This is a genomic window from Psychroflexus sp. MES1-P1E (assembly GCF_002836055.1).
Taxonomy (GTDB): Bacteria; Bacteroidota; Bacteroidia; order Flavobacteriales; family Flavobacteriaceae; genus Psychroflexus.
In genome coordinates, this window is sequence record NZ_PJBS01000314.1 from 19561 (window position 1) to 42952 (window position 23392).

General features: G+C 38.3%; 21 protein-coding genes. 6 read left to right on the forward strand and 15 right to left on the reverse strand.

All coding sequences use genetic code 11. The features are described 5' to 3' along the window. Position 1: 1 nt before the first annotated feature. From mnmD to CXF67_RS12635, 6 genes are all read right to left on the reverse strand, one after another. Positions 2-682, reverse strand: coding sequence for a tRNA (5-methylaminomethyl-2-thiouridine)(34)-methyltransferase MnmC2 (mnmD, locus tag CXF67_RS12610; RefSeq protein WP_102089065.1), 681 nt, complete (start codon positions 680-682; stop codon positions 2-4). Between the two features lie 9 nt (positions 683-691). Then, the gene (locus CXF67_RS12615) at positions 692-922 is read right to left on the reverse strand and encodes a hypothetical protein (protein ID WP_003440851.1); all 231 of its coding nucleotides are present in this window, start codon (positions 920-922) and stop codon (positions 692-694) included. Beyond that, on the reverse strand, positions 919-2202 hold the full coding sequence (locus CXF67_RS12620; protein WP_102089087.1) for a DUF2851 family protein: 1284 nt from the start codon (positions 2200-2202) through the stop codon (positions 919-921). The genes CXF67_RS12615 and CXF67_RS12620 overlap by 4 nt, the downstream gene beginning before the upstream one ends. Before the next feature lies 1 nt (position 2203). After that, positions 2204-2872: an SGNH/GDSL hydrolase family protein gene (locus CXF67_RS12625; protein WP_257984687.1), complete on the reverse strand. Its 669-nt coding sequence runs from the start codon at positions 2870-2872 to the stop codon at positions 2204-2206. Positions 2873-2987: 115 nt separating this feature from the next. After that, the gene (locus tag CXF67_RS12630) at positions 2988-3893 is read right to left on the reverse strand and encodes a TIGR01777 family oxidoreductase (RefSeq protein ID WP_102089066.1); all 906 of its coding nucleotides are present in this window, start codon (positions 3891-3893) and stop codon (positions 2988-2990) included. 1148 nt (positions 3894-5041) lie between these two features. Further along, positions 5042-6109, reverse strand: a complete 1068-nt coding sequence (locus tag CXF67_RS12635) for a branched-chain amino acid aminotransferase (protein ID WP_102089067.1) — start codon at positions 6107-6109, stop codon at positions 5042-5044. 101 nt (positions 6110-6210) lie between these two features. Between CXF67_RS12635 and CXF67_RS12640 the strand changes: the two genes are divergently transcribed. Beyond that, positions 6211-6747: a DUF4920 domain-containing protein gene (locus CXF67_RS12640; protein WP_102089068.1), complete on the forward strand. Its 537-nt coding sequence runs from the start codon at positions 6211-6213 to the stop codon at positions 6745-6747. 110 nt (positions 6748-6857) lie between these two features. On the opposite strand, the gene trpA is transcribed toward CXF67_RS12640, so the two are convergent. From trpA to CXF67_RS12675, 7 genes are read right to left on the reverse strand one after another with little or no spacing between them, the layout of a single operon-like run. After that, on the reverse strand, positions 6858-7619 hold the full coding sequence (gene trpA, locus CXF67_RS12645) for a tryptophan synthase subunit alpha (protein WP_102089069.1): 762 nt from the start codon (positions 7617-7619) through the stop codon (positions 6858-6860). Between the two features lie 59 nt (positions 7620-7678). Next, positions 7679-8863 carry a tryptophan synthase subunit beta gene (gene trpB / locus CXF67_RS12650; RefSeq protein WP_102089070.1) on the reverse strand — a complete coding sequence of 395 codons (1185 nt, stop codon included), beginning with the start codon at positions 8861-8863 and terminating at the stop codon, positions 7679-7681. Continuing rightward, a complete protein-coding gene (locus CXF67_RS12655; RefSeq protein ID WP_257984688.1) occupies positions 8850-9470 on the reverse strand; it encodes a phosphoribosylanthranilate isomerase in 621 nt (206 codons plus the stop codon). Before CXF67_RS12655 ends, trpB begins: the two co-directional genes overlap by 14 nt. Positions 9471-9487: 17 nt before the next feature. Then, on the reverse strand, positions 9488-10246 hold the full coding sequence (gene trpC / locus CXF67_RS12660; protein ID WP_102089072.1) for an indole-3-glycerol phosphate synthase TrpC: 759 nt from the start codon (positions 10244-10246) through the stop codon (positions 9488-9490). Next, positions 10243-11238, reverse strand: a complete 996-nt coding sequence (gene trpD, locus CXF67_RS12665; RefSeq protein WP_102089073.1) for an anthranilate phosphoribosyltransferase — start codon at positions 11236-11238, stop codon at positions 10243-10245. Before trpD ends, trpC begins: the two co-directional genes overlap by 4 nt. A 23-nt stretch (positions 11239-11261) precedes the next feature. Beyond that, a complete protein-coding gene (locus CXF67_RS12670; RefSeq protein ID WP_102089074.1) occupies positions 11262-11828 on the reverse strand; it encodes an anthranilate synthase component II in 567 nt (188 codons plus the stop codon). A 10-nt stretch (positions 11829-11838) separates the two neighbouring features. Beyond that, a complete protein-coding gene (locus CXF67_RS12675) occupies positions 11839-13221 on the reverse strand; it encodes an anthranilate synthase component I family protein (RefSeq protein ID WP_102089075.1) in 1383 nt (460 codons plus the stop codon). Positions 13222-14003: 782 nt separating this feature from the next. Here CXF67_RS12675 and fabD point away from each other — a divergent pair. Next, positions 14004-14888 carry an ACP S-malonyltransferase gene (gene fabD / locus CXF67_RS12680; protein WP_102089076.1) on the forward strand — a complete coding sequence of 295 codons (885 nt, stop codon included), beginning with the start codon at positions 14004-14006 and terminating at the stop codon, positions 14886-14888. Between the two features lie 200 nt (positions 14889-15088). On the opposite strand, the gene CXF67_RS12685 is transcribed toward fabD, so the two are convergent. Together CXF67_RS12685 and CXF67_RS12690 are read right to left on the reverse strand one after the other, a co-directional pair. After that, a complete protein-coding gene (locus CXF67_RS12685; RefSeq protein WP_102089077.1) occupies positions 15089-17029 on the reverse strand; it encodes a M1 family metallopeptidase in 1941 nt (646 codons plus the stop codon). 68 nt (positions 17030-17097) lie between these two features. Next, positions 17098-18144 (reverse strand): hypothetical protein, encoded by a 1047-nt coding sequence (locus CXF67_RS12690; RefSeq protein ID WP_102089078.1) that lies wholly within the window; start codon positions 18142-18144, stop codon positions 17098-17100. A gap of 86 nt (positions 18145-18230) precedes the next feature. Here CXF67_RS12690 and CXF67_RS12695 point away from each other — a divergent pair, with 86 nt between their 5' ends. The 4 genes from CXF67_RS12695 to CXF67_RS12710 are packed head-to-tail and all read left to right on the forward strand — an operon-like array spanning position 18231 to position 23319. Then, a complete protein-coding gene (locus CXF67_RS12695) occupies positions 18231-19130 on the forward strand; it encodes an ABC transporter ATP-binding protein (RefSeq protein ID WP_102089088.1) in 900 nt (299 codons plus the stop codon). A 9-nt stretch (positions 19131-19139) separates the two neighbouring features. Beyond that, positions 19140-19964 (forward strand): ABC transporter permease, encoded by an 825-nt coding sequence (locus CXF67_RS12700; RefSeq protein ID WP_102089079.1) that lies wholly within the window; start codon positions 19140-19142, stop codon positions 19962-19964. A 24-nt stretch (positions 19965-19988) separates the two neighbouring features. Further along, positions 19989-22580, forward strand: a complete 2592-nt coding sequence (locus CXF67_RS12705; RefSeq protein ID WP_102089080.1) for a T9SS type B sorting domain-containing protein — start codon at positions 19989-19991, stop codon at positions 22578-22580. A gap of 43 nt (positions 22581-22623) precedes the next feature. Continuing rightward, positions 22624-23319, forward strand: a complete 696-nt coding sequence (locus CXF67_RS12710; protein WP_102089081.1) for an SIMPL domain-containing protein — start codon at positions 22624-22626, stop codon at positions 23317-23319. The last annotated feature ends 73 nt before the right edge of the window (positions 23320-23392 follow it).

Sequence of the window (23392 nt, forward strand, 5' to 3'; positions counted from 1 at the left end):
CTTAACAGCAAGGTTTCTGAGCTCTCATCATATGCCGTTTCCCCGGAGGACCTTCTATAATGTCCACCTCAAAGCCAATGGCTTGCAAAGCTCTTCTGGCGGTTCCTTTTACGCAATAAGTCACAAAAAAACCTCCTGGGGTCAAGGCCTCATAGAACTTCCGAAATAGTGGAGCTTCCCATAATTCAGGCTGAACACTTGGACCAAAAGCATCATAAAAGACGATATCCACCTCTTGTTTTAACTTTAAATCGAAAAAAAACATCTTACTTTTCTTGAGCTGAAAGATCTTGGAGATCGATGACCAGTCTTCCCATTTCGCCTTATATAAATCTTCATAGACCTGTTGAGCGGAAACAGAGACAAGTTCTCTGTGATACTCCATTGCTAAGTGTTCCTCATTAGAAATTGGATAAGCCTCCAATCCGGTATAATCCACAGAAATTCCACGATGTTCTCCCCAGAAATAAGACAGCAAAGCATTGAGACCAGTCCCAAAACCAGCTTCCAGAACTCTTAGGGTTTTAGGTTGGTACAACTCATTATAATAGTCTAAACCTGCTTCAATATAAACGTGTTGAGATTCTTGGATAGCACCATAAGTAGAATGATAATGCTCATCCCAATCTTCAAGTCTTATCGTTTTGGAACCATCTTTTGTGGTAATGATACTGCGTTTCATAAATCCGTTTTATAGATCAAATACCGAAGTGCGCTTGGTATAGACTAAGTCTTTCAGTTTCAACCAAAATGCTAAAGTCAGGTAAAGTCCAAAACCAAAACCGAAGGTAGCAAAAGAGATGTAAATGAAAAAAATTCGCACTGACTTTGCTTTCATCCCTAACTTATCGGCAAGGCGAGAGCTCACATAAAATCCGTGCTTTTCAAAAAACGTCCGTAGATTATATATAAAATTTTTCATGAATATATAAGTTCTAAGCCAACTCGGCATTTCAAGCAGCGATTAAGGTCGCAATACTTTGTTTTTAATTGAATAAAAGCCTGACTTTCCAAGGCAGAAGCCACCACATTGGTTTTTAAGGCATCAAATCCTTTGGTGATGCTATTTTGTTCTGGTTTTAAGGCGGTTATAATCGGATAAATAATCATTTCAAAATCGGCCTGACCCTTGTATTTGGCGTAAGCAAACTTCAAAGGCAAGACGGTATTTATAATTAAAAGATCTTTAAAAGATTGACTTAAGGCTTTTGTTTTGGATTTGCTTTCTTTCCCAAAGGTATAGTGGGTTTTCCAATAGCTAGACACTTTTGCCTCTAAGTTATTGCTTAATTCTTGTTTGGTTTTACACTGAATTAGCTCAGAAAACAAGTTTGGCTTTTTATGATATAAGCTCGCAAATTGAGATAACCTTATGGTTGGGAAATTGTCTGGTCGAAGCCTAAAGTATTTCACTTGACTATCTACCTTTGTGGTTAACAGAAATTTTTGAGCTAAAAAGCCGTACTCATCATGAAGCTTTTTAAAATAGGCGTCTTCTGAGTCCGAATTTAAAAGCCCCCCTAATCCAAAGCACAACGCCTCCAATTGAAGAGGATGCTGAAAACATTTTTGAAAGACTTTAAAATCGGCGGCATTACTCATTTGCAGAAAGGCTTCTCCATTCACATTCAAGCCAAAAGCTTTGGCCATAAGCTTAAAGCACACCTCATCCCAGCTATTATGAGACACTTTTAATAAATTCAGAATTAATTCGTTTTTATCTTCCAAACGCTCAATATAGAGACGCTCTAGCCAGTTATTAAGTTTAAAAGTATCCACGTCTTTAAAATGGGTTTCACAATTAATCCACTGTTTAGAGGTATTGCTTAACAAAGATTCGCAAGCTAAAACCTGTTCATTAGAGATATAGTGTTTAAGTTCCAAACAAGGTATAAATGTTTCATCTTTCCTGAATATGCTAACATCCTCTTCCCAGACCACATGCAAAATAACATTATCGTAAGCGGAATCAACCTCGTGCTTATGGGCATACCAATCTGATGAAATGATATGTATTTCCAGATTTCCTACCCAGTGTTGCCCATCGATGACTAGTTCAGCTTTAAAGAAATCAGGGCCAGATTCTGTTTCGTTATGAAAACCTGTATTCAAGATCTGGAGAGATTCTCCACGCGTTGTTTTCAATTGGCTAGTACCCAATTTTTTATATTTCCAAACGCTATGAAGAAAGGCTTCTTGCATATTAAAAACTTTTAACTTTAGAGAGGATTTCATCCTTAAAACTATCAACCCAGGCCTTATATTGAAGACCGCTTGGATGTAATAAATCTTCAGCTAACATGAGTTTCTCTTTATGCAAGGGTTTGCTGAATTGTTGCATAGGAAAATAGGCCACATTGTAGCGCTGACTCATTTTCTCGATGTATCTATTGTAGCGTTTTAATCGTGAAGAAACTTTTTTTAACTTTTCATCTTGAGCAAATTTAGACAAACTATAATCTGGAATACCCACTATAAAAACACCTTTGTTGTGTTGACTACTTAATTCAATTGCAGTTTTTAAAAGATCTTCAAATTCAGATTTAAACTTTTTAAAAGGTTTTTTCTGATATTGATTGTTGACTCCAATAAGCAGAGAAACCAAGTCAAAGGACTCTTTTTTATAATGCAGCGAAGCGATAGAATCTTGTAACTCGTCTGTTCTCCAACCTGTGACTGCGATAACTTCAGGCTTTTCTACAGGATAACCTTGCTGATTAAGAAAGCTTGTCAAAAGGACAGGCCAAGACTCCTCTTCAGAGACCTGCTCTCCTATGGAGTAGGAATCGCCTAAGGCTAAATAACTAAGAGAATCTTGTGCAAAAGTAGAGGTCATAGTGGTTAGTAAAAATAGGGCAATGAATATTTTCATCTCAATAACGTTGAATTTCTGTTATCTTGTTATAAATACAGATTTAATTGCAGTGCACTTATCATTTCAAAAATCTAAATTTACTCAAAAAATAGGAAATAATCAGCTATTAAGACTATGATAGCAAATCGGCAAGAGCAGGCTTTAGCTGAGCATAATTAAACTGAAATCCTGTAGACAACATTTTCTTAGAGCTCACTAGCTGACTCGCTAAAACGATCGTCGCCATTTCTCCTAGCATTAATTTTAGAACAAAGGCAGGAACCTTTGGAAGAATAAGTGGCTTTTCAAGACGCTTAGCAATGCATTCCGTTAATTCTCTATTATTCACTGGGCTGGGCGCTACAGCATTAAAAACACCTTCTAGTTTATGCTCCATAACGTAGAGAAAAATCCTGTTTAGATCGGCGATATGAATCCATGATTGCCATTGTTTCCCAGTTCCTAGGGGCGCCCCTATATAATTTTCGATAGGTTGCTTTATTTTTTCAAGGGCACCGCCATCTTTAGCTAAAACCAGTCCTATTCTGATTTTAGCGACGTCTATTCCAAGTTTACCCACCTCATCGGCAGCGGCTTCCCACTGCAATACGACATCTGCCAAAAAATTGCTGCCTGGAGAAAATTGATCTTCCTCATGAAACTTGGTCAACGAATCTTTGTAAAGCCCAATGGCACTGGCAGAAATAAGTTGCTCAACTTGATGGTCTTCGGTAGACAAGGCTTTTTTGAGCGTCATTAAGGTGTCTAGTCTGCTGTTTAAAATCTCTTTTTTGTAGGAAGACGTCCATTTTTTTGCAACACTCGCTCCAGCTAGGTTAATGATAGTCGCGACGTCTTTTAAGCTTTCGACATCTAATTCTGACTTAGAAGGATCCCAATAAAAACCTTGATAATTAGGTAGCGTTTTAATTTTGGATTTGCTTGTGGTTAGATAGTTTACCCCTATGCCTTTCTCATGGAATAACTTGACTAAAGCTTGTCCGACTAATCCTGTTGCTCCTGTAATTAAAACCCGCATACAATCAAATGATATTTAGCATAAATTTAGCGAGATTATTTTAGCCTTAGCTAAGGTTTAGTAAGGTTTTAACTAGATGCTAAAGTGAGTCTTTATACTTCGACCAGAGGCTGAAATAATCTCGAGACTTAAGGCAGCATAAGAAATCTTCAATAGTTGTCACCCTAAACTTGGCATTGTTATTCCGTGCAAGCGATAGCGTGATACGGAATCTTTTCAAGTGTGTCTCCTTATTTAAACTTTAGAAAGAATTAGTGTTTTTATTCCTTTTTTCCATTGATGAAAAAACGAACCAAAAAAATCTAGGCTCACGAAATTCTTCCTAAAATTATCGCTCACCCTCTAAATTTCAGAAACTCGGCTCAAAAAAGCCTCAAACAGTCTAAAATTTCGCGAGGCTTTTGCCTCAATTTTTACGGGTGAATTTAGTAGGCCGTTTTCTTTGTATCGAGAAGCTTGTCACCTTAAGCCTGCCTCAATGCCCTTAGTAGCCTGCTTCGATAAAACTACTTTTTTAATTAAAAATTCTTAATTATCGATTCCTAATTATTTTACTCACTACTACACCATTACACTACTCACGATACGGAATCTTTTCAAGTGTGTCTCCTTATTTAAACTTTAGAAAGAATTAGTGTTTTCATTCATTTTTTCCATTGATGAAAAAACGAACCAAAAAAATCTAGGCTCACGAACTTCAGTCTAAAATTTACGTTTGATATCTAAATTTTAGAAACTCAACCTCCTTAAGTCGGTCTCAAACAGTCTAAAATTTTACGACACCTTCACTTTAATTTTTACGACCTCTTTTCGTAGGCTGTTTTCTAACTATCAGGTGACCGTTTTCATAAAAATTTGACTTGTCAATTTTGAAATTCTAAATATAAAATCTGATCATTGAGTGTTTTGTCGACACAAACCCATCACTCGAACTGACATGAACTACTCACCATTACACCACTATACTAGCTCACGACTCACCACAGACAGAAAACAGACAACTGAAAATTGAAAACCGACTCACCAATTACGAGTCCACCAGTCTACCAGTTCACCATTATACTACTACACCATTACACCATTAGTATGTAAATCAAAGAAGTCCAATGAGGGTACATTGGGCTTCTTTGATTTATATGACAATTTTCTTATATCACTTGACGAGTCCATCCGTGAGTATCTTCTACACGGTTATATTGGATGTCTTGAAGGTTTTTCTTAAAAAAGGTACCGTATGGCTCCTCAATATCTGGAAGATCATAATACACGTCATCGTGCTCAAAGCCTTCGACTCTCACGATCGCTGCTGCTGTTCCTGTTCCAAAAATCTCCTTTAACTCTCCGCTTTTAGCGGCCTCTACGATTTGTTTTACAGAAACCTTATCAACAACTACTTCTACATTTTTATCTTTAGCAAGTTGGATAATGCTTTTACGAGTCACCCCATCGAGAATTCTATCATTGGTTGGTGCTGTAAAAAGTTTATCTCCCACTCTAAAAAAGATGTTCATCGTCCCCGCTTCTTCTAAGTACTCATGAGAACTAGCATCGGTCCAAATAATTTGATCTAAGCCTTTTTCCTTGGCTAATTTAGTAGGATAAAATTGTGCACCATAATTTCCTGCAGCTTTAGCAAAACCAACACCACCATCGGCAGCACGGCTATAATCTTGAGCAAAAATAACTTTGATAGGTTTGCTATAATACGCTTGTGCAGGACAGGTGATGATCATAAACCGGTACCGGTCAGATTCTGAAGCCGATACACCACTTTCTGTAGCGATAACAAAAGGGCGAATATACAAGGAGTTTCCTCCACCTTTCCTAACCCAATCTTTATCGAGCTTTAATAAAGCTTCTAAAGACGCAAAAAAGTGACTTTCAGGGAATTCTGGAATAGCCATCCGCTTAGAAGATTTATTGATACGCTCAAAATTTTGCTCTGGTCGAAATAACCAAACCTTGTCCTCTTCATCTTTGAAGGCCTTCATACCTTCAAAGACCGCCTGACCATAATGAAATACCTTAGCAGAAGGTTCAAACTGCATTGGACCATAAGGAACAATTTTTGGCGTTTGCCATTCTCCATCTATGAAGTCGCAGTACATCATATGGTCAGCATGCTGCTTCCCGAATTGGAGGTTTTCAAAATCCACAGCGTCAATTCGAGACTTAGGGATTTTAGTAATATCTAGTCGTATATCGGTGCTATTCATTACTTTTTAGTTTTTTGCAAATGTACTAAATTTTAGCAAGGTTAATTCAGGAAGATTCCTAACTTTGTTGTTATTCTTATTATAAATTTTTAATTATTATCATGAAAAAGCTTCTTTTACTCACAATCTTATTAATGTTTTTAGCTTGCGGACAACATAATTCAACTGAAGAAAAACAAAGCCCAATTGAACAAACCACAGAAACTCCTTCAGAAGAAAAAGAATTAAGTATTCTAACCGATGATGAATTTGGAGAGTCTTTTGAAAATAAGGAGGTTAAAAAAGGAGAGGATATGTTGAAAATGTACCAAAAATTATCTATTGGAGATACCCTTCAAGTTCAATTTCAATCTCAAGTCCAAAGCGTTTGTGCTAAAAAAGGCTGTTGGATGAAATTAAATCTCCCCGAAGACTTGAATGTGCATGTAACTTTTAAAGATTACGAGTTCTATGTTCCAAAGGACAGTAAAGGTCATGAGATGGCTGTAAAAGGAAGAGCGTTTATAGAAAAAACAGATGTGGAAACACTAAAGCATTATGCTGAAGATGCTGGTAAAAGTAAGGAAGACATCGCGGCAATTGTCTCCCCTAAATTGAATTATAGATTTATAGCTGAAGGCGCTAAAGCAGTTAAATAAATTTTACTTCCATATCGCAGCTATTGTCATGCACGAAATGACAGTAAAGAGTGGTCTAAATAATTATGAATTCATAGCTTAACCTTGACTATTCGAATATGCGAACCTCCCTACTTCAATGACTGAATAAACCCTGGGATGCCGTCCAAACCTGTTTTGGTAAGGGTTTGAATAAAAGCTGAACCAATTATACACCCACTCGTGTACCGGCTCGCTTGTTCAAAACTCAGCGCATCTTTGATACCAAAGCCTACCATCAACTTATTAGTAAGTTGCATATCGGCTAAGCGTTTAAAATAAGACAAGGCCTCGTCTCCAAAGCCTTGTTGCCCCCCAGTGGTACTGGATGAACTTACCATATAGACAAAACTATCTCCTAAAGCATCGATCGTATTAATTCGGTTTGCAGAGGTTTCTGGAGTGATGAGCGGAATAAATTTTAAGCCATGTGCCTCGAATAATTCTTTGTAATCCACTTCAAAAATATCGATGGGTAAATCGGGCATGATAATCCCATCAATTCCAATAACTTCGCATTCTTTGCAGAAATCTTCCACCCCAAACTGTAACATCGCATTGAAATACCCCATCACAATGAGAGGAATATCCACATGATCACGAATACCTTCCAGCTGTTGAAATAGTTTTTTGGTACTCATGCCATTTCTTAAGGCTTGCTCTGAGCTTTTTTGGATCACAGGTCCATCCGCCAAAGGGTCGCTATACGGCAACCCGATTTCAATCACATCGGTACCCGAGTCGGTAAGGCGTTTGATGACTTCAGTGGTGTCTTCCAACTGCGGGTATCCCGCAGTGAAATAAATGGAAATCAATTTTTTATCTTGAGCCAAGGCTCTATTAATTCTATTCATAAGAGGTTTAAATTAAATTTGCTAAGCATCTAAGCTAGCTGTATGTCTTTCCGAAGACCTTAATATCCGAAATACGTTCTGTAGGTATCTAAATCTTTATCGCCACGTCCTGAGCAGTTAAAGACCAACACATCGTCTTCTTTGAAATCCAAATACTTGAAAATCGCAAAAGCATGCGCCGTTTCTATCGCAGGGATAATCCCTTCTATACGGCTCAACTCTAAGCCTGCTTCCATAGCTTCAGCATCGGTAATAGAGACAAATTTCCCACGCCCTGTTTTATAGAGATTCGCGTGCATAGGTCCAATCCCTGGATAGTCCAGTCCTGCAGAAATAGAATACGGCTCGGTGATTTGTCCATCGGTATTTTGCATCAGCAAGGTTTTACTCCCGTGGATGATGCCTTCTCGACCTAAAATAGTTGTCGCCGCAGACTCATTCGTCTCCACTCCTTTCCCAGATGCTTCTACACCGATGATCCCTACCTCTTCGTGATCCATAAAATCGGCGAACAGCCCTGCAGCATTGCTTCCCCCTCCAACACAGGCGATGAGATAATCTGGTAATTCCCGACCTTCCTTCTCTAATAACTGCGTCTTGACTTCCTTGGAAATAACACTCTGCAACTGAGTGACCATATCAGGATACGGATGCGGTCCTACCACAGAACCGATAATGTAATGGGTATCTTTAGGATGGTTAATCCAATCCCGAATCGCCTCGTTAGTAGCATCCTTCAAAGTTTTACTCCCTGAGTTCGCTGGGACAACCGTCGCTCCCAACATTTTCATTCTCGCCACGTTAGGGGCTTGACGCTCGATGTCGACAGCTCCCATATAGACGATACACTCCAGTCCCATTAACGCACAAACCGTAGCTGTTGCCACCCCATGCTGTCCGGCTCCAGTCTCCGCAATAATGCGGTGCTTGCCCAAGGCCTTGGCAAGTAGGATCTGCCCTACGGTGTTATTGATTTTATGTGCGCCTGTGTGACATAAATCTTCACGCTTCAGATAAATCTTAGCCTTGTACTTTTCGCTGAGATTCTCGGCTAGATATAAAGGCGTTGGTCGCCCTACATAATCTTTTAAGAGACTTTTAAATTGCTTCTGAAAATCGTCCGTAGCAATAATCTGCTTGTAGTTTTGTCTTAATTCTTCCACATTAGGATATAATAATTCTGGGATGTAAGCCCCCCCAAAATCACCATAAAATCCTTTGTCATTCGCGCTATACTTGCTCATAAGTTCTAATGGTTTTAATGAATTTTTTTATTGCTATTTTATTTTTAAGTCCGGGCTCGTCTTCAAAGCCACTATTAACGTCTACGCCTTCTATTATACCATCTTGGTACAGTTTTACAACCGCTTCGGCATCCTCAGGCCCTATCCCTCCGCTTAACATCACGGGTTTTGAGAAGTCCCTCTGATATAGCATCTGCCAATCGAATTTTTGTCCATTACCTCCCCTGTATTGTCCTTTGGTGTCCAGTAGATACTTATGGACATAAAAACTATAAGCCTCCATACCTTCAAAATCCTCTGGGGTTTTGATCGAAAACACCTTCCAAAGTTCAACCTTAGGATATCCGTTTTTAGCTAAAGCCTCGGAAATATCTTCGCAAAACTCTGGGGTTTCGTGACCATGGAGCTGAATTACGTCTAGATCGAATTGCTTGACTTTCTCCAAGATGAGCTCCTCACTTTCGTTGACGAACACTCCCACTTTTTGGAGAGTCTCCGGCAGGTGAACTGGAGTCTCGGCATATCGAGGGGAGGCTTTGTAGAATATAAAACCCAAGTAATCTACCTCCAACTGACTGATAGCCTCAATGTTTCCAGCGTCATTCATTCCGCATACCTTTATCTTCATGACTTGCTAGATTTATGTTGTTTCATAAAAAACTCACCCACTAAAACGCCATTAAAGCCTTGTTCGATAAGACGTTTAATAGTCCTCTCATCTTGTATCCCACTTTCGGAAATCTTTAGAAGGTCTTTTGGTAAATGTGGCAACATGTCCAAGCCTTGCTGAAGTGACACCTCAAAAGTCTGAAGATTCCGATTGTTCACTCCAATCAAGTCGATAAGCGATTCCGATAAGTTATGAATTTCTTTCGCTTCATGGATTTCATAAAGGACTTCTAAACCTAAATTATGGGCTAAAACCGCCAATTCTTCTAGTTTCTGAGCTGGCAAAGCATTCGCTATTAATAAAATCGCATCGGCGCCATAGGCTTTAGCTTCATAAACCTGATAAGCATCGACCATAAAATCTTTGCGTAATAAAGGCAAGTCACAAACCGATTTTGCCAATTGCAAATCTTCTAAACTCCCACCAAAATAACGCTGATTGGTTAAAACTGACATGCCTGCTGCACCCATCTGTTCATAAGCTTGAGCAATCTCCATCACATCTGCTTTTAGGTGGATGGCTTCTTTACTTGGGGAACGTCTCTTAAATTCTGAAATGATCCCCAATTCTGAATTTGCCACTGCTGACTTGAAACTTCGTGTGGGACTAGAAAACTCAGGGAAGGCTTTTAAAACCTCCACTGGCATACTGAGTTTCTTATGCCTGACTACTGCGTATTGGTACTCTATGATTTCTTCTAAAATCCGCTTCATAACTGACTTATGGTTTTTAGTTGATTTAATACTTCTAAAGCTTTACCACCTTCCAAAATAGCTTTAGCTTCTATAAAGGCGTCACTTATCGCTACAGGCTTTGCCGTGGAAATAGCCGCTGCAGCATTGGCACAGACCACATGATTTTGTGCGACCGTCCCTTTTCCGCTGAGGATTTGATAAAAAATATCGGCAGCAGCTTCTACCGTATCACCGCCATAAATCTCTTCTTTCGACACTGGTAAGACTCCAAAATCTTCCGCAGAAAGAAAGATTTCTTTGGAATTGGTCACGCATTTGGTTTTCGCCGTCAACGAAATCTCATCATACTGGTTGAGATCATGCAGAATACAATAGGTCTTAGATGTTTTTTGATAGAGATATTGATACTTTCTCAAGAGCTCCAAATCATAAACTCCAACTAACTGCAAGTCTGGACGAGCGGGATTTACCATAGGTCCTAACATATTAAAAAATGTCTTTAGAGCTAAAGACTGCCGGATAGGCGCTACGTTTTTCATAGCGGGATGGAACAGCGGTGCATGAAGAATGGCAATATTGGCTTTCTCCAGACAAGAATCTAAAAAACCTTGTTCGTTGGAAAACTTAATGCCCATCGCCTCCAAAACATTAGAGCTTCCGCTCACCGAAGACACGCCATAGTTACCGTGTTTAGCAACTTTTACATCCATCGCAGCCACTACAAACGAAGCCGCTGTAGACACATTAAAGGTGTTTTGACCATCACCACCGGTACCACATAAATCCATAAGGGTTTCTCCTTGAAAATCTACAGGAATACAAAGCTCGAGCAAGGCATCGCGAAAGCCTTCTAGTTCCTCCACACTGATGCTTCGCATCATAAAAACAGTTAGAAAAGAGGCAATTTGTAAATCACTAAACTCACCGTTGGAGATCTGTAATAGAGCTTCTTTGGCTTCCTCTTTAGAAAGCTGTTCCTGTTGAATTAAGCGATTGAGTATATATTTCATTTTATAGTCGTTTTGAGAGTAAATTAGCTTTCGATCCAGTTTTTAATCATTTGTTTTCCTTCTGGAGTCAGCACCGACTCAGGGTGAAACTGAACCCCTCTCACGTCGAATTCTCTGTGGCGTAACGACATGATTTGTCCCTGCTCATCGATAGAGGTTGCCATAAGACAGTCTGGTAATTCAGGCTTAACGACCCAAGAATGATAACGCCCTACCATCATAACTTTAGGCAAATCCTTGTATAAAATTTCATCGTCTACTAGGGTTTTAATTTCAGAAGCCACGCCATGGTGTACCTTGTCTAAATTCAATAACTCACCCCCAAAAACTTCCATGATAGCTTGTTGACCAAGGCAAACACCTAACATTGGTTTTTGGTGAGCATAGGCTTTTATGATAGCCTTCAACTGGCCAGCTTCCTCAGGAATACCAGGACCAGGGGAGAGTAAGATTTTATCATAAGACTCGATCTCTCCTAGACTGACCTCATCGTTTCGCTTAACAGTAACGTTTGCATCAAATTCTTCCAAATAATGCACCAAGTTGTACACAAAAGAATCATAATTATCTATAACTAATATTTTTTTCATGGTTTGAATTTTAGTGGTCTAAAGCTTTACGCAAAGCTCCAAGTTTGTTGATGACTTCTTGTAATTCATTTTCTTCTGTACTGTCGCTCACGACTCCTGCTCCCGCTTGGTAATATAATTTCAAATCTTTGCTCACAAAACTACGGATGATAATCGCTTGGTTCATATTTCCTTTAAAATCAATAACCCCTATAGCTCCGCCATAAGCTTCACGGCTTACGTTTTCGTAACTCTCAATTAAAGTCATCGCATTGTGTTTTGGTGCGCCGCTTAGGGTTCCAGCAGGAAAGGTGTCGCCAAGGAGCTTTAAGCTGTCTTCTTGCTTTACCTCCGCCGTTACTTTACTCACCAAGTGAATCACGTGCGAGAAATATTGCACCTCTTTATAGGTTTCTACCTTGACCTTCTTCCCATTTCGGCTTAAATCGTTTCTGGCTAAATCCACCAGCATCACATGTTCAGAGTTTTCTTTAGCATCTTCAGACAATTTCAAGGCCATGGCAGCATCGTCTTGATCATTCCCAGTCCGCTTAAAAGTCCCAGCAATAGGGTGTATTTCTGCTTTTCCATCTTGAACCACCAAATGGGCTTCCGGAGAACTTCCAAAAATTTTATAGTCACCGAAATCGAAGTAAAACAGATACGGACTTGGGTTGATGCTTCTCAATTTGCGATATACATTAAATTCATCGCCTTTAAAACCTTGAGAAAATCGTCTTGACATCACCATTTGAAAAACATCCCCACGTTGGCAGTGCACCTTCGCTTTGCTCACAGAAGCCATAAATTCTTCATCAGTAATATTGGATTCTTCTTTACCATCTAATTCAAAATCATATTCGGTATAATTTTGATTCTTTAGCAAAGATTTCAATTCTGAAAGGCGACTAGATCCATCATAACTATGGTCAAAAATATAAGCCTCATCATTGAAATGATTGATTACAATCACATTTTGAAAGACATTGTAAAGCATATCAGGTAAGTCAAGTTTGGACTTGCTCTTATCAATAGTCAGTTTCTCAAAATACCGTACCGCATCGTAAGTGGTAAAGCCAAAAAGACCTTGCGTTAGAAATTTAAAGTCTTGTTCTTCTACGTCGTATTCAGCCAAATACTTTTGTAACTCATCGGTAACATCTACCTCAGCATCAATATCGATATGTTTAAAGCTGCCATCGGGATACTTGAGTTCTACCCGTTCATTTTCAACCTTGAAATGGGCAATAGGATTACAACAGATATAACTAAAGCTGTTATCGTTGGTATGGTAATCGCTACTTTCCAAAAGAAGAGAATTCGGGTATCTATCCCTTATCTTTAGATAGGCACTTACTGGCGTAAAAGTATCTGCCAGAAGCTTTTGGTGAGTGGTTTTAAGTGAATAACTCATAGTGTTTGTTCAAATGTTATAAATGAAAAAAGGCTTGTCGTGATAGACAAGCCTTTATGATATATTTACATAGCAGGACCTAAATCACGACGTTTGACGTAATAAAGACCACCACCAAGATATGTTATTTGTTTTAAGCATGATGCAAACATAAGAATAATATTCATTTCTCCTGATTTGGACAGGTGTTAAAATTTTGTTGCTTATTTCAAGCTCAAGTCTTCTATTCATTAAGATAAACTCAAACCTCTTGTTTGTCATCAAGCCTTCTTGACTCCTTGTTTTTGTTGGAGCGGAGTCGAAAACTTTGTGTTAGGCAGGCGAAGTCGAGAACTTTGTGTTGCTTTACCCATAACTCATACCACTTCGTCTATCAATCAGCCTAAGCTTTCACCTTGATATTAAAAAAAAATTCTTCACCTTGTTTATGTTCGAGCGGAGAAGAGAATTTTTGTGTTAGGCAGGCGGAGTCGAGAACCCAACGCTATTTGACTCCTTGTTGATGTTCGAGCCTTTCTATTCAAAAAAAAACCAACACCTTGTTTATGTTCGAGCGGAGTCGAGAACTTTTTGTTAAGCAGGCGAAGTCCAGAACTTCGTGCTACTTTACCCCACGCTCTCAGCACCCTTGAGGTTGTATCTTTGAGAGATAAGTTATAAAGCTCGCAGAAACAAATGTCATTGATGAAATTTTTATAAATCGAGGAAGAGCTTTAGATCATAGTCTTTCAAAAATCCGTCAAAATAGTATATTTGATGCATATATTTTAAAATACAACTTTATGAAAGCATATATATTTCCAGGACAAGGCGCTCAGTTTGCAGGCATGGGTAAAGATCTTTATAATTCGTCTGAAAAAGCTAGAGCTCTATTTCACCAAGCCTACGACATTCTTGGTTTTGATATTTCCAAAATCATGTTTGAAGGCTCCGCAGCGGACTTGAAAGAAACTAAAGTCACTCAACCTGCTGTCTTTCTTCACTCCGTCATCTTAAGTAAAGTCTTAGGCAATTCGTTTCAACCCGATATGGTCGCCGGACACTCTTTAGGTGAATTTTCAGCCTTGGTCGCTAACGGGACTTTAAAGTTTGAAGATGCCTTAAGACTGGTCCATAAGCGAGCTTTGGCGATGCAAAAAGCCTGTGAAATGAATCCATCTACCATGGCCGCAGTCATTGGTCTAGAAGACAAGGTAGTAGAAGATGTCTGCAAAACCATAGAAGGTATCGTCGTTCCTGCTAACTATAACTGTCCTGGGCAATTGGTGATTTCAGGAACTCATCACGCTGTAGAAAAAGCCTGTGAAGCTTTAAAAGAAAAAGGGGCAAAACGGGCTATGATGCTTCCTGTAGGTGGAGCTTTTCACTCTCCTCTCATGGAATCTGCTAGAGAAGAACTTGCTAAAGCGATAGAGTCAACGGCCTTCCAGACTCCAAAATGTCCTGTGTATCAAAATGTAACGACCACTGCAGTATCTGATCCTGAGGAGATCAAAATCAATTTGATCAAACAATTAACTGCCCCCGTCAAATGGACGCAGACCATGCGAAAGATGCTTGCTGACGGCGCCACAGACTTTACAGAAGTAGGTCCTGGAAAAGTTTTACAAGGCTTGTTGAAGAAAGTGGATAGACAAATCACTGCTGAAAGTATTTCTGGACTTTAATTCATTATTGATCGTAAGAAAAAAACTCTTTAGTGTGATTTATAGTTCAATAGATCTCAATTTAAAAATTTTACTCAAAACTATAGATTAGCTTTTTTGGTATGAATTTGCACCAAACTATAAGCTGAATTCCTCAGCTAAGTGAATAAAAAAACGACCTCAAATTGAGGTCGTTTTTGGTGTATAGTTTGACTTAGAAATTAGTCTTTATAAATATCTAAAGGCCATTTATCATTAGAGAAATTAACGTCCATCAAGATTTTTGTAGGATCCAGTTCAATGGATTTTATAGGTTTTTCAGTTTCAAACTTATGTGTCCAAGTGTCCCTTCTTTGCCATATTTCCACAGGAAGACTTTTCATTTTAGTGGACCCGTCTTCAAAAGTGATTTGCATGTGCATAGGCATAGGGATATCGCCCTTATTGGAAACTGTTAGAAAATATGCGCCATCTTTTTCTGTTAGGGAATCAATTGCTAAATCAATATTTCCTGTGCCATAGAACCAAGCTTTAAAAAACCAAGACAGATTTTCTCCAGCAGCATTTTCCATATGATTGAAGAAATCAATAGGTTGTGGGTGTTTGAAGGCCCAGGCTTCAATATAAGATCTGAATGCATAATCAAAACGCTCCTCCCCCAAAATGTATTCTCTTAACATCACCAATCCCAGTGCTGGCTTGTAATAAGCTATCATTCCTAGGTTTCTAAGATTAGCCATATCTGGATAGGTATCAATTCCTTCTCGATTATCGCCTAAAAACCAACCGGTTAAACTTCTTGGTTGATTCAGTCGGGTAGGGTATTCCCCATCGTTAAAAGCCTTTGTACTGTAGTAATTAATAAATGTATTAAACCCTTCGTCCATCCAAGCATAACGTCTTTCGTTACTCCCCACTATCATAGGGAACCAGTTGTGACCAAATTCGTGATCGGTAACTCCCCAAAGACCACTGCCTTTACTCTTCCAACTGCAAAAATTAAGGCCAGGATATTCCATACCACCTATATCCGCTGCAACGTTGACAGCTGATGGATAGGGATATTCATACCATTTTTCAGAATAGTATTCTATAGATGCTTTGCTATATTCTGTAGACCTAGACCAAGCGTCTTGTCCATCGCTTTCAATAGGATAGACCGAATGGGCTAAACCTGTTTTACCACTAGGAAGATTGAATTGAGCTCCGTCCCAAATAAAAGCTTTGGAAGCAGCAAATGCAAAATCTCTGGAATTTTCAATTTCATAATTCCAAGTCTGAGTGCCACTTTGATTGGCAAACATCCTTGACTCTCCAATTTCTTCAGAAGAAATCAAAGTCACTGTTTCTTGACTCTCCAAAGCTTTTTTATATCTATCGTACAAGATAGAAGACATTACATCTTTAGGATTCTGTAATTCCCCCGAGCCAACAACAACATAATTATGAGGTACTGTAATTTCAATGTCAAAATCGCCATAATCATAATAAAATTCACCTGCTCCTAGATAAGGTTCTACATTCCAACCTTCAATATCATCAAAGACGGCTACCTGAGGAAACCATTGGGCCATAGCGTAGATTTCTCCATTCTCTGTGCTTAGGCGCCCCATTCTATCCATTCCATTTACAGGAACTTCAAATTCAAAATTCATTGAGACCTCAGCAGTTCCACCTTTTGCTTTCAAAGGTTTATTGAAGAACACTTGCATACGCGTATCGGTAATAAGATATTTGGTAGAGGTCGATCTCTTTACTTTAGCTTGGAGATTTGTAATTTTAACCCCACCTAGAGGATCACCATTGTAGCGATTGCCTTCAACAGGGGTAGTTAAGGTTCCTCTAGAATTTTCTGTAAATCTATTTTGTTCTAGATACATCCAGATGTACTCCAAATTTTCTGGACTGTTATTGGTATAAGTCATCGTCAGCTGACCAGACACAGTATGAGTTTCTGGGTCTAAATTGACTTTGATATTATAATCGGCTTCATTTTGAAAATAGTCTGGACCAGGTTTACCTGAGGAAGATCGGTATCGGTTACCAGACCTGTCCATAAATTCATCAAAATCGGATTGATTATTGTCTAGCTGAGCATGAGCTGAAGGCATAGATAAGAATCCAAATCCTATAGCTAAGAAAAGAAAACTGATTTTTTTCATGTATATAAATTTTATTTGACCCTAAAAATAGGAAAAACCAAGCGTATAAAAGAAGGTCGTCCTCTGAATTATTCTACCTCTAAATAATTTCGCTTGACAAAGTCTAATGCTGTTTTCAAAATGTGCCCCATCGTTTTGCAACGCTTAAATCTTATATCTTTGGTATAAGCCACCAGTTGATTCCGTAGCATTTTTACATTTCCTTCTGAAGAGATTCTGTCTTTGATCATACTGCGAATCAACATCCTAAACCGTTTTTCTGAAGTAATAAGGCGTTTAGCAACTTGGGAACGTTCCTCTTTTTGGTATTGTTTTATAGAGGACTCCTGAAGAAGATCCGAGACCAATTTAACCATGGACCGATTTTCCTTAAAAAAATGAGGTTGGTACACCTTTAGGTTGCCTTCGTAATTCTGCTGATCAAAATCTATAGCTCTTATTTTATAATCCACATGATCAAAATCGTGAGTAGGAATCACCACATAATTATAAGAACGCATATCCCCTAAAAGCCTAATTGTACAGCGTTCATCAAATTTTACAAATTGTTTTGCAATTTCATTCCTAGCCCGATCGCTGCACTTTGGTAACTGCTCCTTGATAAAAACATCGCCTGGAATACCAACAATATGCTCTTCAATTAAAGTGTCTTTATACACCAAAAAATTGATGCGATTTGGAGACAGTATGTGTTCAAATTCCAACCCGTATATCCTGGAAGCATCTGCTTTCTTGACGTAAAAGTAGGTGAAGTTGTCATTAAGTACATTTCTTATCTTTATTCTAAAGGGCTTTGAGTTTCCAAAGGTGCAGTAATCAATAGCATCCACATTAAGAAAATCCATATGATCACTTCGACCATCAGAATGTAAGATGAGGTAAACCCGCTTAAGGCTATTGTCTATTTCTTCTCGTTCGTAATCAGAATAATAGCATCTCACCCACAAGGTATCTTCATCTGCTCTGTCGTATACCACAATCGAACCAGAAAATCTCAACAAGTCATCGTAAGACACAGGAATCCTTGTATTCCTATTGTAAGTCTGCAAATATCTATTGAGTTGCACGTTGATAGGAAACGTTGGTTTTTTCCTAGACATGAGTCTCTTTTCCATGTTCTTTTTTTTCAAAGGTAGCAAATTTGCTTTCTCAAATTGTAACAATACTCTATGCTTCTCGTCTTATAATAAATCAATTGACTTTGGAAACCATACTTCAACTAAAAGGACTAACTAAAAAATTTGGGAGTCTTACAGCCGTTAATAATTTATCCTTCGACATTCAGAAAGGAAACGTTTATGGCATTCTTGGCCCCAATGGGAGCGGAAAATCTACAACTTTAGGCATAGTATTAAATGTTGTAAACCCTACATCTGGCTCATTTAATTGGTTTGATGGAACTCTCAACACCCATGAAGCCCTTAAAAAAGTGGGGGCTATTATAGAGAGTCCAAACTTTTATCCAAGCATGAGTGCTGAGGACAACCTTAAATTGGTTTGCAAAATTAAAGGCATTCATACCTCAAGAATAGACGAGGTATTGGAGACTGTAAATCTTCTGGATCGTAAAAAAGACCATTTTAAAAGTTATTCGTTAGGGATGAAACAGAGGCTTGCGATAGCTTCTGCTTTGCTGAATGACCCAGAAATTCTTATTCTAGATGAGCCTACCAATGGATTAGACCCACAAGGAATCCATCAAATTCGAGAAATCATGAAAAAAATTGCCAGTGAAGGCATGACTATTCTTTTGGCCTCTCACCTGTTGGATGAGGTTGAAAAAGTCTGCACGCATGTGATTGTGATTCGAAAAGGAGTAAAACTATATTCTGGTCCCGTAGATGAAATGAATGCCACTCATGGTTTTTTTGAATTGAAAAGCGAATCTGACAGTGAACTCAAAGTATTTTTAGAAAATCATCCTGCTATAGAAAGTTATGAGAAAGGTGAAACAGATATCATTAAAGCGATTCTTTCAAAACCATATAGTGCTCAATTACTAAACCAAGAGAGTTTTGATAAAGACATCGTTCTCACTCACCTTGTCCAGCGAAAAGAAACCTTGGAGGAACAATTTTTAAAACTCACCAAAGAACAATAATACACAGTTATGCTAAGACTACTATCCATTGAATTCCATAAATTAAAAAATAATAAAGCGGCCAAAGTATTGAGTCTTATTTATTTTTTACTCTTTAGTGCTATCGCTTTATTTGCTTCTATACGTTTCAATTTTGGTTCTATAGACTTTAGGCTAGCCGACCAAGGGATTTTTAACTTTCCTTACATCTGGCATTTCAACGCCTATTTCGTGGCTTTTCTAAAGTTGTTTTTAGCTATCGTTATTGTCTCTATGGTCTCTAGCGAATATACCCATAGAACCTTGAAGCAGAATTTAATAGATGGCTTGAGCAAAAAAGAATTTATCCTTTCGAAGTTTTACGGCGTTGTTGCGTTTGCCTTAGCCTCTACACTTCTCTTGTTTATAGTGAGTCTGACCTTGGGATTAATATTTTCTGACTACGATGAAATCGGAATTATTTTCTCTGACTTAGAGTATATTCTGGCCTATTTTCTCAAACTGGTAGGATTTTTCTCCATGTGTTTATTTTTTGGCATTCTTCTTAAGCGATCTGCCTTTGCACTAGGGTTTTTATTTTTGATCTGGGTGTTTGAAGGTATTGTTCAGCTTGTAGTCAAGTTTCAGGCAGAGTCTTTAGATTTTATTCTCAATTTTCTCCCTCTTCAAGCCATGGACAATCTTATTGTAGAACCCTTAACCAAATTAGGAATTGTAAAATCAACGGCAGTTCAACTAAACTCCGAGTTTACCAAATCCTATGATGTAGAATGGTCTGCCGTTTTAATTGTACTAGGATGGAGTTTCATTTTTATTTATTCCTCTTGGAAACTCCTTCAGAAAAGAGATCTTTAAATTATATTTGAGGAAAAACTGAATTTGAATAAAGTCATCTTCTCTATTTTTTTATTGTTCTTCTGGGGAGCTTCAGCTCAGGGTGAAGCCAATAACTGGTATTTTGGTTCCCAAGCTGGAATTACCTTCAACACCAATCCACCTTCGGCGCTTACTAATGGACAGCTGAGCACTAATGAAGGCTGTTCTTCGATTTCCGATGCCAATGGTAATCTATTGATGTATACCGATGGAAGAACGATTTGGAATAGGAATCACCAAATCATGTCCAATGCAGATTATTTTAATGGCACAGGATTAAAGGGCGATCCATCCAGTACCTCTAGTGGACTTATTGTTCCTCATCCCACAAATCCTGATCTTTATTTTGTCTTTACCATCGATGAGCCCCACCATGAAAACGCCAACGCTTATCCTAAACAGGGCCCTGCAAATAGCAATGGAAATTCAATTCCTTTATATACTGATACTGATCAAGGTGTTCCAGAAACTGATGATGGATTTAATAATGGGTTGAATTATTCAATTGTAGACTTAAGCCTTGGCGGCGGATTGGGAAACGTAATCCCAAGTGAAAAGAACAAAGAGTTAATCACTTATGATGTTAGTGATTCTGAACAGATAAAATACAAAGCTTCCGAAAAAATTACAGCCGTCAGAGGTCGCGACTGTAACTCAGTATGGGTAATTACACACTTCAGAAATAAATTTTATGCATTTTTTATCGATCAAGCTGGGATAGATGAGACCCCCATGATTTCAGAAGTCCCTCCTCTCCTAGAGGTTGATAATTATCGCAGAGCGGCTATAGGTTACTTAAAAGCCTCTCCTCTTGGAGACAAATTACTTATCGCTCATAACACCACGAACTTCAACCCCATTGATAGGAATAGCGACTTTGGCGATGGTAATGTCTATATATATGATTTTAATAATTTGGCTGGAACCGTTACAAACCCACTTGAATTGATTGCTGGAGTGAATGCTTACGGAGTAGAATTTTCCCAAGACGGAACAAAAGTCTATGCCACAGTAGAGGATACATTCAATAAAATTTATCAATGGGATTTAAGTTCTACGGATATTCCAAGTTCTATCACATCCATCACCAACTTAAGTGTGACTAGGACGGCACTTCAACTAGGACCAGATGGTAAAATTTATCATTCTTTATTAAGCACTTCTACTTTAGGAGTCATCAATAATCCAAACGAACTTGGTACTGCTAGCAACTATAGCCAAAGCGCCTTTCAAGGAGCGATTTCTCTTAATGGCAAAATTGCTACTTTCGGACTCCCTCCTTTTATCCAATCGCTTTTCAATAAACGGATTCCTATTGTTGATTCTCCCACAGATGAAGTCATAGAACAAGTCAGCCTTTGTGACATTTACTCCTATACACTGAGTTGTGACGACATCCCTGGAGCTAGTTATGTCTGGAAGAAGGAAGGCATCACTTTACCCGGGGAAACTGATTATTTTTTAGATATAAATATACCTGCAAATTCAAATTTTCCCCTTCAAGAAAATTATAGTCTAGAAGTGGATTTGAATACTGGCGATTGCCCTCTAACAGGAATAGCTCGAGTCAATTTTAATAAAAGTCCTGAGTACAACGACGCAGAACTCATTGCTTGTAAAGAAGTCCAAGAGGACTTTGCAACTTTTGACTTAACTGAAATCAAGACTATTCTCGCTGATGATTCTCAAGTGAACCCTAATGAGATCAACTTGATTTTTTATAGGAACTTTCAAGATGCTGATTTAGAAAATAACCCGATACCTACATCTCCTAGCTTTATAAATACGGAAGGATTAGAATCTCTTTTTGCTAAAGTGACCACTTTTGGTATTTGCACCTCTATAGTAGAAGTCGAGCTGATTATCCAAGAGTTTCCTGATGTTAACTTGGACGATGAGTTGGTTATTTATTGTATTGAAGATTTCCCAAATCCAATTGTCCTCGAGGCTTTAAAGGGTGATGAAAATTCGTCAAACTATGAGTTTTTATGGTCTACGGGAGAAATATCTCAAAATTTAGGAGTTAACCAAGCTGGGATTTATAGCGTTGAAATAAAAGGACCGAATTCTAGTTGTTCTGTCTTTAAAACCTTTGAAGTTATCGAGTCCAATATCGCTGTTTTTGAGGTGAATGTAGAAGATTCTTCAAGGGATAATAAATTTATTGAAATTACTCTTAATCCTTCTAGTTTAGGTGTTTATGAGTATGCATTAAATGAACCTATTAATTTTCAAGAATCCAATAGATTCGAAAACTTGAATCCTGGAATCTACACTATTTTTGTTCGCGATAAATTAGGCTGTGGAGTTTCGCAAAAAACAGTGAGTGTGCTGGGAATTATGAAGTTTTTTACGCCTAATGGAGATGGCATCAATGATATTTGGAAAATAAGCGGTTTATCCGGAACCCATCAAGAGAATATTCAGCTGGAAGTCTATGACCGCTTCGGCAAACTGTTAGCTTCGTTTACGAATCAAGATCGGGGATGGGATGGAACCTACACTGGTCAAAATATGCCCACGGATGACTATTGGTTCCGCATCCAATTTACAGATGGTCGGTTGGAAACAGGCCATTTTACCTTAAAGCGCTGACCCGTACATAAAACTAACTTAATCTTTTTTAAACTGAAACCTTATGAAATCTTTACTCAGCTTTTTAATATTCTTCTTATGTATCTCCAACGCTATAGCTCAGCAAAAAAACTTTATTGATCAACCTTATATAGAAGTTAAAGGGAGCGCCGACACGTTAGTAAGTCCAGACAGGATTTACTTGGATATTTTAATATCTGAAGACGATACCCATGGAAGAACAAGCGTCGAAAAGCAGGAACAAAAGATGATTTCAGAATTAGAAAAACTATCTATTGATATTGAAAAGCAACTTTTTATAACTGATGCTGGGAGTAACTTTAAATCTTATTTTTTGTCTGGTCAGAAAATTCTAAAAAATAAGTCCTACAGCCTTTTGGTGTATCAGGCCTCTACTTTAGGTAAGGTCTTAAACGCATTACAAGACATTGAGATTTCTAATATCAACTTAGGAAAAACGGAACACTCGCAAATTGATCTTATTAAATCACAGATGAAAGCAAAAGCAGTGACTCATGCAAAAGAAGCTGCTGGAGCAATGTCTAAAGCCATAGGGCAAGATATTGGTAAGGCGATATATATTTCGGAAACCAACTCCTATACCTATGCTTTACAAGGAAAAGCCTCTGGTGTTCAGATAAGAGGAGCCTCCTCCATAAATGAAACCTATTCTCCAAACCTATCTTTTGATCAGATGGAAGTGAAGAGTGAAGTTTTAGTAAGGTTTTCATTACACTAAAGCAGGCCTTACTCATTTTTAATATCTTAATAAAAAATGAATTATAAAACCTATCCTTCTTCTACTCCTTTCC

Excerpts from the sequence above, each read along its gene's own strand:
- trpB (WP_102089070.1), bottom strand. The coding sequence starts at position 8,863 with ATGAGCAAGTATAGCGCGAATGACAAAGGATTTTATGGTGATTTTGGG.
- CXF67_RS12620 (WP_102089087.1), bottom strand. The coding sequence starts at position 2,202 with ATGCAAGAAGCCTTTCTTCATAGCGTTTGGAAATATAAAAAATTGGGT.
- mnmD (WP_102089065.1), bottom strand. The coding sequence starts at position 682 with ATGAAACGCAGTATCATTACCACAAAAGATGGTTCCAAAACGATAAGA.
- CXF67_RS12635 (WP_102089067.1), bottom strand. The coding sequence starts at position 6,109 with ATGAATAGCACCGATATACGACTAGATATTACTAAAATCCCTAAGTCT.
- CXF67_RS12615 (WP_003440851.1), bottom strand. The coding sequence starts at position 922 with ATGAAAAATTTTATATATAATCTACGGACGTTTTTTGAAAAGCACGGA.
- CXF67_RS12630 (WP_102089066.1), bottom strand. The coding sequence starts at position 3,893 with ATGCGGGTTTTAATTACAGGAGCAACAGGATTAGTCGGACAAGCTTTA.
- CXF67_RS12675 (WP_102089075.1), bottom strand. The coding sequence starts at position 13,221 with ATGAGTTATTCACTTAAAACCACTCACCAAAAGCTTCTGGCAGATACT.
- trpC (WP_102089072.1), bottom strand. The coding sequence starts at position 10,246 with ATGAAGCGGATTTTAGAAGAAATCATAGAGTACCAATACGCAGTAGTC.
- CXF67_RS12655 (WP_257984688.1), bottom strand. The coding sequence starts at position 9,470 with ATGAATGACGCTGGAAACATTGAGGCTATCAGTCAGTTGGAGGTAGAT.
- fabD (WP_102089076.1), top strand. The coding sequence starts at position 14,004 with ATGAAAGCATATATATTTCCAGGACAAGGCGCTCAGTTTGCAGGCATG.
- CXF67_RS12640 (WP_102089068.1), top strand. The coding sequence starts at position 6,211 with ATGAAAAAGCTTCTTTTACTCACAATCTTATTAATGTTTTTAGCTTGC.
- CXF67_RS12670 (WP_102089074.1), bottom strand. The coding sequence starts at position 11,828 with ATGAAAAAAATATTAGTTATAGATAATTATGATTCTTTTGTGTACAAC.
- CXF67_RS12685 (WP_102089077.1), bottom strand. The coding sequence starts at position 17,029 with ATGAAAAAAATCAGTTTTCTTTTCTTAGCTATAGGATTTGGATTCTTA.
- CXF67_RS12700 (WP_102089079.1), top strand. The coding sequence starts at position 19,140 with ATGCTAAGACTACTATCCATTGAATTCCATAAATTAAAAAATAATAAA.
- trpD (WP_102089073.1), bottom strand. The coding sequence starts at position 11,238 with ATGAAATATATACTCAATCGCTTAATTCAACAGGAACAGCTTTCTAAA.
- CXF67_RS12690 (WP_102089078.1), bottom strand. The coding sequence starts at position 18,144 with ATGGAAAAGAGACTCATGTCTAGGAAAAAACCAACGTTTCCTATCAAC.
- CXF67_RS12625 (WP_257984687.1), bottom strand. The coding sequence starts at position 2,872 with ATGAAAATATTCATTGCCCTATTTTTACTAACCACTATGACCTCTACT.
- CXF67_RS12710 (WP_102089081.1), top strand. The coding sequence starts at position 22,624 with ATGAAATCTTTACTCAGCTTTTTAATATTCTTCTTATGTATCTCCAAC.
- trpA (WP_102089069.1), bottom strand. The coding sequence starts at position 7,619 with ATGAATAGAATTAATAGAGCCTTGGCTCAAGATAAAAAATTGATTTCC.